Here is a 12825-nt window from a genome sequence, read left to right as displayed (position 1 = left end):
AGCCATGCCCTTTATACAGCTTTCAAAGATTTCTCTTGCCTTTGGGGACAGAGATATTCTAAAGGATATAACCCTCATCTTAACAGCCGGAACAAAGGCAGCTCTTACGGGAGCAAACGGCTGCGGCAAGTCTACCTTAATGAAGATTGTTGCCGGTCAAATAAAGGCTGATTCAGGGGATATAGCCACAGAAAAAGATACGTCAATAGCCTACCTTCCCCAATCGGGAATCGTCCACAAGGGCAAGACCTTGGCGGAAGAGGCCGAAACAGCCTTTGCCTACGGCTACGATATTATCAAGGCCATGGATGAGGTCGGCGAAAAGATGAAAACCGAAAAAGATGAGCAAAAACTACTCACCTTGGCAAACGATTATCATGCCTTGCAGACAAGGCTTGATAATTCCGGCTGGAATTCAAAAAAGGGGCTTATTGACGAAACCTTACGAGGCTTGGGCTTTTCTTCAGCGGATTTTAATAAGAACACGGAAGAATTTTCGGGCGGCTGGCAAATGCGTATAGCCCTTGCAAAGGTTCTTTTACAAAATGCCGACATAATTGTTCTTGACGAACCCACAAACTATCTCGATATCGAAGCCCGATCTTGGCTTGAGCTTTGGCTTAAAAAATTTAAGGGAGGCTTTTTGCTTGTAAGCCATGACCGCTACTTTTTGGATCAAACTGTAACCGAAACTTATGAGCTTTTTAAGGGAACCTTAAAAAAATATAAGGGAACCTACAGCGATTATGAGAGGATAAGAACTATCGAAGTTGAAGGCCTTATAAAGGCATATGAGCAGCAGCAGGAAGAAATAGCCAAAACCGAAGACTTTATCCGTAAATTCAGATATACGGAAAGCCGCGCAGCCTTGGTGCAGGACAGAATAAGGCGGCTCGAAAAAATGGAAAGAATAGAGCTTCCCGAACATCTAAAAAAAATCCGCTTTAGTTTTCCTCCGGCACCCCATTCGGGAAAGATAGTCCTTCAGGCAGAAGGAATAAGCAAGGCGTATAGCAGGGCCTCCGGCCCGGCTGTAAGCCCGACCCACAGCCAAACCGGCGGCCTTCATAGGGTAATCGAAAATTTGGATTTAACCGTCGAAAAGGGCGAACGCCTTGTTTTGGCAGGAAAAAACGGAGCAGGAAAATCAACCCTCCTGCGTATTCTTGCAGGAGAGGATAAAAACTTTACAGGGAGCTTAAAAGAAGGTGCCGGAGTTAAAATGGGCTATTTTTCGCAAGATGAATCCGAGACCATTACGGGGAGCGAAAGCATAATAGACCTTCTCGAACGCTCGGCTCCGACCGATCTTGTTCCTAAGCTTTACGATATGCTTGCAGCCTTTTTATTCCGAGGAGATGACATTTATAAAAGCCTTTCGGTCTTATCGGGAGGAGAAAAATCGAGACTTGCCCTCCTCCTTCTTCTTTTAAAGCCCTTGAATCTTTTAATCTTGGATGAGCCCACAAACCATTTAGACCTGCATTCAAAGGATGTGCTCTTGGATGCCCTAAAACGATTTGACGGAACCATAGTCTTTGTATCACACGATAAGGGCTTTATACAAGACCTTGCAACAAGGGTATTGGAACTCAAGGCTGATGAAGAGGGCTTAAATCCCTCAAGAATCAGAAATTTTCCGGGAACATACGATTATTATCTTTATCGAATCGAACAAGAAGAGGCCGAAGATAAAAACGGGGCTATAAGAAAAACCGATAACACAAATCCTTCAAAGGCCTCTGCCAACCTATCCTACGAGGAACAAAAACGCCTCCGCTCGGAAAGAAGAAAACTAGAAAAAGAAGAAGAAAGGCTTTTAAACGAAATAGAAAAATGCGAAACGGAAATAGCGGAAAATGAAGCCCTCCTAGCAGAGCCCGAAGTCTACTCCAACGGCGAAAAAAGCAAGGCGGTTCAGAAAAAAATAGAAGAGTTAAGGGCAAGGGCTGAAGAACTTTCGGAAAGCTGGGCAGAGGCGGCTTCAAAATTGGAAGCGAGTGTTTAAATCGGAAAGACCTTTTACCACTTTAACGAAGTTATCGGAATTACAAACACCCCGTCTTTACGGCAGTAAGCAGCATTTGCTAAGCCGCATATAACACCCATAAACTTAGGATAGCCGGCCCCTTCAGCTTTTAAACTGTCCCTTATCTTAATAAGATTTGCGGCAGCCTCATCTATTTGATTTGCTCCAAGTTTAATTTCAAATGCGGCCCAAGAACCGTCCTTCATTTCTATAACGGCATCTATTTCCCGATTTTTATAATCTTGATAATGATAAACCGATGCATCAAAAGTATCGGCATACACTTTTAGGTCTCTTTCGCATAGAGCCTCAAACAAGAAGCCCAATGTTGATAAATCGGATAAAAGAGTTTTTTCTCCGGCCCCAAGTAAGGCACAAGCCAAAGACGGGTCTGCAAGATGCCTTTTTTCCATTTGTTTGATACGTACGGAAGACCTAATATTATGAGAGAAAGGTAATTGATTATCGGTTAAAAAAAGGCGATCAAAGATATTAAGATAAGTTGCAGTAGTTTCTATATCAATATCTTCGTAATCTATTGAGCTGATATCGTTTTTAAGGGTGCGGTTCGATGCCGTACTGCTTTCATTGCGGGCAAGGGATTTAAGAAGGAGCTTCATTTTTGATGCATCTCTTTTTATACCGTCAATCCTAAACACATCATCTGACAAAATAGCATGGAGATATTCTGCTGCCGTTTTTGATGAATTTTTAGCACTATAACCTACATTTGCAGGCCAACCGCCTCTGATTATTAAATTTATAATATCAAGCAGGCTGACTTCTTTTATCGGAGAAGAACAAGATGAGCCCTCACAAATAGCCTTTAGCGAAACCTCCCCTGTAGAATCCTTTGACTCATACAAAGACATAGGCCTCATCCTCAATCTGCCTATCCGCCCCGCACCGCTGTGCAAAATCCCTTTATGATTAGGTGTGGCGGAACCGGTAAGTATAAATTGACCTTTTTTGCCCCTCTTATCCACTTCAAAACGTACAGCATCCCATAAAAGAGGAACATCCTGCCATTCATCTATAAGACGGGGTGTTTCACCCAAAAGGACAATATCGGGTGTCATCTCGGCCATTTTTCGATTTTGAAAAGAGCCTTGAGGTGAACCTAGGTAAAAAGAGCTTTTACTGTGATAGGCTGATGACCATGTTTTACCACACCATTTAGGCCCTTCGATGCAGACAGCTCCAAAAAGAGTCAAATATAAATCTATTTTATCATCTACAGCACGGGGTATATAATTTTGAACCTTTATCATATAAAATTCCTAGTAAATAAATTATATACCAATCCTATATATTTTGCAATGCCAATCCGATAGATTTTTGAATATCAACCCAATATATTTTGCAATGCCAATCCGATAGATTTTATATCAAGTAAAGATTCACATAGAAAAAATAAGCTAAATCAAAGTAAAAAAGGTGTTATTTTTTCTCTTGGTCGAGTTTTTTATCGGCAAATTGGAAGAGCTTTCCCGAAGTTACAAGATAGGCACCGGCAGCCAAGAAAAGAACAAACATTACAATTCCGAATATCTTCATAAAATCGCCGCCTTTCCTGCCAAAAAAGTAAACCAGACTGTACAATACGGTAATATTACATATTGCAGCTATTAAATCATAGATAAAAAATTTATAGAACGGATATTTTACGAAGCCGCTCGTCATCGATACCACATTGCGGACTCCGAAGGGGATAAAGCGGCAAATTATAAATGTAAAAATGCCGTGTTTTTGAAGGGCTTTTAAAAGGCGGTAAGTATTTTCCTTTGTTATAATTTTTGAAAAAAGCCCCGTCGATATCGATCCCTTAGCAATCAACCTCCCCCAACCATATACCATACAGTCGCTTATAAAAGCCCCTGCATACAGAGCTGCCAAAAAATTCGGAATGGAAGCCTTTTCGCCTTGAGAAAAAATAGCCGACATTGCAACAAGAATATCTTCCGAAATAGGTATATTAAAGCCTCCGAGCAGCAGACCGATAAAAGCCACAAGAGGAAAATAAGTTATATAGTTACCTATCCAGTTCAAAAACGCCGTCAACATGCAGGTTATGTTACATTATTTTAAGCAAAAATTCAAGCTCTGTCAGCCATATTTTTGCAGATATTTCGGACGGCATAAGCCATTCACCTCGGGGAGAAAGCGAAAAACCGGTAACCGAAGCTCCTTCGGGACTGCATGATCTTTTAAACTGCTGGGAGAAAAATCTTTTATAAAAAAGATTCAGCCATTTTAAAATATCGTCCTTGGAATAAGAGGAATTCTTAAAGGCTTCACAAGCAAGAAAATAAACCTTTTTAGGCGAAAAACCGTTTCCTATTGCATGATAAATAAAAAAATCATGAAGTTCATATGGCCCTATTATATCCTCGGTTTTTTGAGAAATTTCTCCATTTTCAGGCGGAAGAAGTTCCGGACTTACAGGCGTATTTATTATATTTGATAGAAGCTCAAAAAATGCGTTGTTTTTCTTTTCATCTTCAAAAAAAATCTTATTTTCGGCAAAGGCAAGTATACAATCTTTTAGAAGAGTCTTTGGAATTGAAGAGTTGACCTCGTACATCGACATCTGATCCCCTCCGTAGGTCATCCATCCCAAGGCCGACTCAGAGAGGTCTCCCGAGCCCACCATTATACCGCCGATTTGGTTTGCCTTATCCATCAAAATTTGAGTTCTTTCACGGGCTTGGGCATTTTCATAAGCAATATCATGATTATCGATATCCTGACCTATGTCGGAAAAGTGCTGCATCATAGCCTTTTCAATAGGGATTTCCAAAAGCGTACAGCCCAAGGTCTTTGCAAGAGCCGAAGCATTGTTCTTTGTTTTTTCGGTCGTGCCGAAACCCGGCATGGTAACGGCATAAAGATTTTTTAAATCAATATTTAAAAGTTTAAGGGCATAGGCACTTGCAAGGAGGGCCAAAGAAGAATCCAAGCCTCCGGAAATACCTACAAGGCATTTTGAACAGCCTATAAACTGAAGCCGCCTTGCAAGGGCAGAGCTTTGAAAGAAAATAAGCTCCGAAAAGAAATTCTTATAGATAAACTTTTTATGAAGTTCATCGCAATCAGGTAAAAAAGGATTTTTTTGTACATGATAGTTTAAGGTCTTCTTGGTATTGGAGCGTTCTTTTTCGATTACAATTTCCCAATCGGAATCAGAAGTTTTCGAAAGCCTTGAGCTTAATTTTTGTATATTTAAAAATTCCGTATCAATGTCGGAAGCTATGTAAGAAACTTTTGCAAATGATGTAAACTCAAGTTCTTTTCCGTTTTCAAAAATACCGCATTCGCCTGCAAAAACATAATCCGAAACCGACTCCCCCATTCCGCAGTTTGCAAAAGCAATGGCCGATTTTTTTGCGGCTGAAAGAGCCTTATACCCTTGCCGCATAGCAGAAGAACCAAGAGGCTTTGAAGGCTCTGCAAGAGGATTTAAAATAAGATCGGCACAAGAAGAAGAATCAAATGAAAATGAAAAGCCTGTGTTAAAACCGCAAGAATCCTTATAGCTTACAATAAATTTAAATTCCTTTCCAAAGGGAATATTTTCTCCGCAAAGCGGAATCAGGCACGGAGCATCTTCAAAATCGCAAAAATAGGAACTTAAAAATCCGTAAGGAAGATGCGGAACAAGAGCTATAAGTTTTCCGTTTTCGATTACGGCCGAACAAGTATAAAGATTTTGCCTATATAAAAAAGGAAGACCGATAACAGACACAATAGAAAACTGCTTAGTTTTTTCGGCTAATATCTTTACCGCGTCAAGGGCTTTTTCGATTAAAAGAGACTGTTTAAAAACGGAACCTAAGGAAGCCCCCGTAATTGAAAGCCGAGGAAAAAGAATAAGGTTTGCACCATCTTTTTCGGCTTTTTTTATCTCTTGAAGATGAATATTCACATTTTCTTCTATGTCTGCAAGAGAAATTTTAGGCGATGAAACCGCAATACGGTAAAAGCCGAGTTCTTCAATACAAAAGTTAGAGTCCTTTTTTTTATCCATCTATATTTCCTTTTTTTTCTTTTAACTTTTTTTCTTGCAAATAAAGAATTAACATCGCAGCAAGAGAGGCTAAGATCATCAAACTACATAGAATTTGCCCGGTAGATATGTTTTTCCACGATTCATAAACATAAATATTGGCGGCCCCTGTCCCAAAGGATATTGGGTAGCCCTTATTGGCATCCGGCTGGCGGAAATATTCGATAAAAAATCTAAAAAAGCCGTAGCCCAATGTATAAACACAAACCAAAAAGCCGTCAAAGGGCTTTTTCTTGCGAAGCAGCCATAAGATAAGCCAAAGAATAATCCCTTCAAAAAAGGCCTCATAGAGCTGGCTCGGGTGGCGGGGCAGATTTATCATAGAGGCTCCATCCTGTACAAGCAAACCTGCTTGTTCTGCAAAATCCCTGACCCAACTTTCGGCCAGATAAAATCGGTCAGAAATTGGAGTTTGAGGAAAAATCATTCCTATCTTACTCGTCGTTATGCGGCCGTAAAGCTCACCGTTTGCAAAGTTACCGAGACGTCCGAATGTGTAGCCTAGAGGAATTGAAACAGCCATAAGGTCTGCAACTGCCGCAAATTTAAATTTAGATTTTTTTGTCCAGAGGATGACCCCTAAAAAACCTCCTATAAAGCCTCCGTGATAGGACATACCTTGAAAGCCCGTAAAGGTTAGATTCCCGGCTCCATCCCTTGCAAATGGCCAAAAAATAAGCCAAGGAGCTTTTAAGTAGGTTTCAGGATTATAGACCAGGGTTCCGAAAATTCTCGCGCCCAAAATAAGCCCTAAAATTCCCCAGATAAAAAGGTCTGAAATATCATCTTGTGTCATAGCCTTTTGACAGCCGGAATATCGTTCAAATTCGCCATGCTTTACCTGATAAGAAAATAAAAAATAAGCTATTCCAAAGGCAACAAGATACATAAGGCCGTACCAACGTAAAAACGGCAGCCCCGGAATAATTTCGGGATGGAGCCATGAAGGATATTGTATAGCTAAAAGCATTTTAAACCTCTTAATTATTCTAATTCAACTTCAACTTCTTTAATAGGCGAACATATAATTTGCCCGTTTTTTTCATCGAACTCAAAAAATACGTTATGATGAGTTTCCATAACTTCAAAATAGCGTCCGTGGCTTTCAAGAACAACGCCCGGATAAACCGAACCTGTAACCTTTATTTTTGAAGGAATGTGAAATTCAAAATTTTCTTTTAGATTAAATATGCGGACCGTAAGAGCACTGTTTCTTTTTAAAAGCTTAACCTTTTTCTGTCTTAAGGCATCGACATCAGGGGGATTTGCCTGCAAGTCTTTTTCGATTTTTGCAAGCTCGGCATTATTATCTTCTATTTCTTTTTCACGGACTTCAATTTCATCTTTTATCAAGTAATCCTGTCCGAACGAGATAATTGTCCTTATGGTTTTTTCGGCCCCCAAGTCATGAACCGAAACACCCTTTGCAGCATGGATGCTTCCGCCGAGCAGTACACCGGGGTTGCCTGTCAAATGAACGGTACCGTTTGTTTTTACCAAACACTTAAAACAGTAAGAAGCTATACTTATATCGCCGCCCGAAAAAACTCTGGCATTTTCCGCATATTGTAAATCGGTTTTATCCTTAGCCCAAACGGTTCCCCTTCCCTTTCCGTTTATACCGCCGTTTAAGGTAAGAGAATCCTCAGAATAAATCAGAGCTTTTTCTACAGTTCCGGTAATTGTCAATTTTCCCTTTGATTTTACCTTTACGTCATCTTTAATATCTCCGGTAATAATCAGGTTGCCGGGAAAACTTATATCGCCGAATTTGGTATCTATATCGCTTTGAATGGTTTTAAGCGAAGATATTACAAGGGCATTGTTAAAAAAAGAAAGCTCTCCCGATTCTGCAGCAAAAAACTTAATAACGTGCTTTTCTTCGGTAACTTTTATTGTTTCATCATTAGCAGGCAAATCCGTTGGCTCGGCATTTTTAGGGTCAATCAACTCACCAAAAACATTTTTACCCTTTTCTCCCTTAGGTAAAAGACGGGCTGTCAAAATCAGAGCATCCTTTTCTACAGTTGCCGTACTAAGCTCTTCATTAAATTTAATCGACCATTCAAGCCTATAAGAGCCGGGAGCAATCGGAGGAGTTCCGCTTAATATTACAAACTCGCATTCATCGTTTACCTTTCTTGCAGATTCTATAATTTCGTTTATTTTTGCGTCCGAAATTGAGTCGAGAAGGTTGACTTCGTTTAATGCGGTTTTTACGCCTATTACCGAAAGTCTTTCTCCTGCACCCAGTCCCGACTGCAAAATAAGAGAAACTTCCATCTTATCGCGGCTTATTACCGCTCTTACCTTTGCATCCCTATATGGAACTATGCGAATCTTTAAACCTCTTTCGGTATTTGCTATTAAAAGAAGGCCGGTTTCTCCTGCACGCAACTCTGAATGGTTTTGTACTATGTTTCGTAAATCCAAGAAAAAAGGGTCATTGCCCGGAAGCCCGGGAATAGACTGACCGTATACATCAACACCGGCCTCTCCCAATCCTGCATCTTCAACCTCATAAATAAGGTCGCCTTTTTCGACAACCGTAAGGGTTTCAGCTTCGGAAAGAGGATAATCTTTGTCTGTCGTGGGGTTTTCCACATCAGGGGTACGTAAGTCGGGCCTCTTTAAACGGTCTGCCAAACGCTGTACCTCATGGTCAGGTATTTGCTCAAAATGAGTAATAAGTTTTTTATCGGGCCCTCTTTTTGGGGGAGAACCTTCAGCAATCTGCATCGAGAATTCCATCTCTGAAGAATTTATAAAATCGCTTAAACCTTCTTTTACTTTTTCCGTATCGATATTTGCAATATTACTTCTCTGGAGAAGTCTGTTTATAGTAGACATGTCCACTTCGTTAGCGGAATCGGCAGCCTTTCTTACATAGAGATAGGCCGCCGTTTTGTCGTTATTTGTCGTAATTCTTGCATCAAAGTTGGGATCAAGCTCAAGCGGCAGTGAAACGGGTTCTATGCCGGAGCCGGTATGTTTTTTTAAATAGTCCTCAATAGTTTTTTTACTTACCAGAGATGAGCTTTTTATTCCTTTTCTTTTTGCCTCAAGATGAATCTCATCGGCTGAGGGGCAATTTTCAGACTCAATTAAGGCTGTAAAGGTTAAAAACCACTTTCCGCTGTTATTTTTCTTTAATGTCCATGCCTTTTCCATAAACTTTTTTCCTATACTTTAAAGCCCTGCTTAAGAGCCTTTGCTATTTTTGTTTTTAAAAGTAAATTTTCATTCCTAAGCACATTTATTTCAAATTGCTGGGATTTTATAATTTCGCTCATTTCGCCCGAAGACAAGACCTCTCCTCCTATCAAATCATCCAAATACTCCATCTTAGACTTAAAGTCCGTTTCAGCTTCGGCTTCAGCCGACACAAAGGAATAATCGGAGAATTCTTGAAAATCTTCTCCACTATAATTTTCGGCTTCAGACTGAATAAGTTTATCGGCTATGCGGTATATAGCCTGAGAAATCATAGACTGAGGTTTATACCTGATTACCGGAAGCCTTGAAGCAAGAGCTTTATCCTGAACCGCATCCGTATATATTACCCCCAGATGCTCCAGATCAACATTTAAATACTGCTTTGTAGAACGGCGTATCTTCATAGCCTTTTCAGCATCCTTTGGATCATCCATCATGTTCATTATAATGCGGGGCTTAAAATGAGAAAATTTGCTTAAAAACTTTTTGGTATTGTCAGGGTCAAGAGTCATCAACTCTTGCGTTATTGTCGGGATATAAAGACGCTGCATTCCGGGAACATCATTTTTTAATTTTTCAAAAAATATACCGCCCTTAGACTTTGCAGGAAATGAAGAGCACATCATCCTAAACACAATATTCTTTAAAAAAACATAGGCATCAAGAGTTGAGGTTACCGAAGGAGAGGTTATTATTATTCCTTGAGGGGACAGTAAAAAAAAGTCTAAGATGCCCAAATGAGTTCCGGCACCTAAGTCCAAAATCAAAAAGTCGGCTTCGAGTTTTAAAAGCTCTTTTACCAAAGAGTTACGCTGATATATTTTTAAAGCGGCAAAACCGGGAATTTCGGAATCTCCCGGAACAAACCTGACATTTTCATAATCCGTATCGATTATTATATCTTTAAATTCGGCTGCCTTTGTTAAAAAAGTGCCTATGCCGTTTTTGCGTCCTTGAACACCTAAAACTAAGTGCAGGTTTGAAGCTCCCAAATCAAGGTCGGCCAAGGCTACCCTCTTACCGGCCTGCCCCAATGCAATTGCAAGATTTGCAGCTATAAGACTTTTACCCACACCGCCCTTTCCGCTGGCAATAGGAATTATTTGCATAAAGACCTCTCCCTTTTTAAGCATAAAATTAATATCAAAGTATCAATATACAAAAACAACCTTGTTACTCGTGTCTGTAAAATAAACGCATCGGCAGTCCAATCCGTAAGGCTTACAAAACGCGCAGTTTTTATCAAAAAAAACCATGCCGCAATAATGGATAAAAATTTAATACCGGCAATAATCCTTAAAAGCTGGTGAAAATCTTTTTCTTGATGTAATAATAAAAAGAAAAACACGGCCGGCATACATAAAAAAACGAAGGCAATCCAATCAACAATACTTAAGGGCCAAGGCTGAGCCTTTTCAATATAAGTAAACAAGAGAACTCTGAGTATTTCTATTGCCAATGCCAATATATAAAGCATATAAGCCAAAACGCGTCCCATACTTACAGTTTACGTAAGTAAAGCCTTGCGGTCAAGAGGGATAGAGGGCTTTATTTTTCTTTTCCCGCTTTTTTTGCATCTACCTTAAAGAAAAGAAGCTTTTCCGTTTCAAATCCGGAATTTAAATCGACCTTCCAAAAAAACAGATTTCTTATTCCCATAATAGGATTTTTTGCCTCAGAGATTTTCTCGTATATGGGAAGAATAATACACTCTGCAGCCTCATTAGATTCTATGGTAAAGACAGTCTTCCCTTCAGGTTCCGTTATCTGAACCCAAGAAACCTTTGAAAAGGTATTTTTTTCTTGAGAAGCCTCATATTTTTGATCATCTGCATAAACTGAAACGCTTGCAAGTTTTTTTTCAATAGGGCTTACGGACAGGTCTATTTCCACCATAAAATAAGCCGAAAGATTAAAGGGACTTTCATTTTTTAAAATATATTGAACTTGGACGCCATGATCATTGAAGCTGTATTGTTTGCGTAAGGATACCAATTGATTAAAACTGCGGAAGCTTCCTTCGGTTTTCATTAGAAGCTCAAATTTAACCCTGTCGAATTTTACATCCTGATAAAGATTTTCGCAAAAAACCGGCTTGGCAACAGCAGACTTAAAGTCCCCATTTCTAATTGTTTCAAGCTCATCCGAAGATATAAGATGGTCTACAAATAATCCGGTCTCTTCGGAGCAGATATCTGCATAGTTTTTATAGGCGGAAAATACATCCATCTCAAAAATCTTTCCACCCAGAGCGTGAATATACATATTAAGATGTTCCCGCTGGGATATAAACTCCTTAATGCCATCCAAATCAAAATCCAAACTGGTTAAAGAATCTGCAAAAACACCGGGGATTCGAGTCTGCTTTTCGGCTAAAAGCAGATTTCTGTAGCAGTACTGCCTTAAATCTCTGTTATATTTTTTATTTTTACAATCCAAATTAAAAAGTATTCCGCTTTCAGCCTTCCACAAATCCAATGAGGAATTATTTTTGCGGGCCTTATCACCACGCACCTGGTTTACAAGACTATGGACATAGATCATCTTTGCATACATGGCATAGACATTGGGTTTATTGGCTAGAAGCTGTTTTACGGAGCTGTTTACAAGTTGATTTGAAAATATTGCATTTGAGGATATAAAGCCTTTTTGATATATTCTTTTATTTTTAATTATTTGTCCGGTATGAGTGAGCGAAATAACGGAGTCGGGAGATGAAATACGTTCAAGAAATTCCTCCATCCACGATTTTTTGCCCTTTGATTTATCTAAAAATCGAACTGCTGTTTCTCCGGATAAGAAGACGACAACGCTTGTTTCGGTAACCACACTTGCATAATTACATAATAAGTCATAAAAGGCTGCCGGCTGCAAATCGGTATTTTCAAATTCATAAGTAGAAGGAATACCGAATAATATTTTTCCGCCGTCTTCCATACAAACCGGAGCAAAAGCATTTAAGCCGGCCTTAATAAAAAAGCGGAAATCAAGAAGGCAATACTCCATTCCGCATTTTTGTAAATTGGGAAGGATATTGGGATTCCATGCAAAATAGGGCAGATACATACCGCGGGGCCTCTTATAAGAATGTTTACGCAAAGTATCCGTCATGTACTCTATCTGCCCTATGAGGTCGGATGAAGGAATCATCGAGATAAACGGCTCATAAAAAGCATTTCCCAAAATCTCGACTTGTTTTCTATTGTGCATTTCGTAAATAACATCAAAAAAGGAGGGGTTTTTACGCTGTATCCATTCTAAAAATCTACCGCTAAAGACAAGAGTAAAGGGAATAGAAGGAGAAGCATATAAGCTTGAAAAAAAATCTTTGTAGTCTTGAGTATAATCTTCTTTTGAAAACTCATCAATTACGTTATAGTCTGCATGAACGGCAAAACATATCTCCAGTTTTTTTTTACTGTTCTTTTCCACAAAAACCCCTTTACATTTTTACAATGGTTCAATTATAAATTATAAACAAAGCCTTGTCAATCCTGTAATGCTTTTCAAAAAC

9 protein-coding genes are annotated in these 12825 nt (G+C 39.4%); 1 reads left to right on the top strand and 8 read right to left on the bottom strand.

Annotated elements, in window-relative coordinates; all coding sequences use genetic code 11:
- The first annotated feature begins 4 nt into the window (after nt 1-4).
- A complete protein-coding gene (locus TDE_RS06720; protein WP_002678989.1) occupies nt 5-2008 on the top strand; it encodes an ABC-F family ATP-binding cassette domain-containing protein in 2004 nt (667 codons plus the stop codon).
- A 14-nt stretch (nt 2009-2022) separates the two neighbouring features.
- Here the strand turns inward: TDE_RS06720 and TDE_RS06715 are convergent, their stop codons facing one another.
- The 8 genes from TDE_RS06715 to TDE_RS06680 form a co-directional block, all read right to left on the bottom strand.
- Nucleotides 2023-3300, bottom strand: a complete 1278-nt coding sequence (locus tag TDE_RS06715) for an ATP-binding protein (protein WP_002668780.1) — start codon at nt 3298-3300, stop codon at nt 2023-2025.
- A 169-nt stretch (nt 3301-3469) separates the two neighbouring features.
- Nucleotides 3470-4093 (bottom strand): DedA family protein, encoded by a 624-nt coding sequence (locus TDE_RS06710; RefSeq protein WP_002668779.1) that lies wholly within the window; start codon nt 4091-4093, stop codon nt 3470-3472.
- Between the two features lie 10 nt (nt 4094-4103).
- Nucleotides 4104-6056 (bottom strand): NAD(+) synthase, encoded by a 1953-nt coding sequence (locus tag TDE_RS06705; RefSeq protein ID WP_002678987.1) that lies wholly within the window; start codon nt 6054-6056, stop codon nt 4104-4106.
- Nucleotides 6049-7065 (bottom strand): prolipoprotein diacylglyceryl transferase, encoded by a 1017-nt coding sequence (gene lgt / locus TDE_RS06700; RefSeq protein WP_002678985.1) that lies wholly within the window; start codon nt 7063-7065, stop codon nt 6049-6051. Before lgt ends, TDE_RS06705 begins: the two co-directional genes overlap by 8 nt.
- Before the next feature lie 14 nt (nt 7066-7079).
- Complete coding sequence (locus TDE_RS06695; RefSeq protein WP_002678983.1) at nt 7080-9266, bottom strand: FapA family protein; 2187 nt, start codon at nt 9264-9266, stop codon at nt 7080-7082.
- 11 nt (nt 9267-9277) lie between these two features.
- The gene (locus tag TDE_RS06690) at nt 9278-10420 is read right to left on the bottom strand and encodes a P-loop NTPase (protein ID WP_002678981.1); all 1143 of its coding nucleotides are present in this window, start codon (nt 10418-10420) and stop codon (nt 9278-9280) included.
- A complete protein-coding gene (locus tag TDE_RS06685; protein ID WP_044962970.1) occupies nt 10411-10809 on the bottom strand; it encodes a hypothetical protein in 399 nt (132 codons plus the stop codon). Before TDE_RS06685 ends, TDE_RS06690 begins: the two co-directional genes overlap by 10 nt.
- Before the next feature lie 50 nt (nt 10810-10859).
- Nucleotides 10860-12743 carry an alpha-amylase/4-alpha-glucanotransferase domain-containing protein gene (locus TDE_RS06680; protein WP_010956965.1) on the bottom strand — a complete coding sequence of 628 codons (1884 nt, stop codon included), beginning with the start codon at nt 12741-12743 and terminating at the stop codon, nt 10860-10862.
- Nucleotides 12744-12825: the final 82 nt, after the last annotated feature.

Source organism: Treponema denticola ATCC 35405, assembly GCF_000008185.1.
Classification (GTDB): Bacteria; Spirochaetota; Spirochaetia; order Treponematales; family Treponemataceae; genus Treponema_B; species Treponema_B denticola.
This window is presented reverse-complemented; position numbering and strand designations above follow the sequence as displayed.

Coding starts and splice junctions, on each gene's coding strand:
- TDE_RS06720 (WP_002678989.1), top strand. CDS start 5: ATGCCCTTTATACAGCTTTCAAAGATTTCTCTTGCCTTTGGGGACAGA.
- TDE_RS06715 (WP_002668780.1), bottom strand. CDS start 3,300: ATGATAAAGGTTCAAAATTATATACCCCGTGCTGTAGATGATAAAATA.
- TDE_RS06710 (WP_002668779.1), bottom strand. CDS start 4,093: ATGTTGACGGCGTTTTTGAACTGGATAGGTAACTATATAACTTATTTT.
- TDE_RS06705 (WP_002678987.1), bottom strand. CDS start 6,056: ATGGATAAAAAAAAGGACTCTAACTTTTGTATTGAAGAACTCGGCTTT.
- lgt (WP_002678985.1), bottom strand. CDS start 7,065: ATGCTTTTAGCTATACAATATCCTTCATGGCTCCATCCCGAAATTATT.
- TDE_RS06695 (WP_002678983.1), bottom strand. CDS start 9,266: ATGGAAAAGGCATGGACATTAAAGAAAAATAACAGCGGAAAGTGGTTT.
- TDE_RS06690 (WP_002678981.1), bottom strand. CDS start 10,420: ATGCAAATAATTCCTATTGCCAGCGGAAAGGGCGGTGTGGGTAAAAGT.
- TDE_RS06685 (WP_044962970.1), bottom strand. CDS start 10,809: ATGGGACGCGTTTTGGCTTATATGCTTTATATATTGGCATTGGCAATA.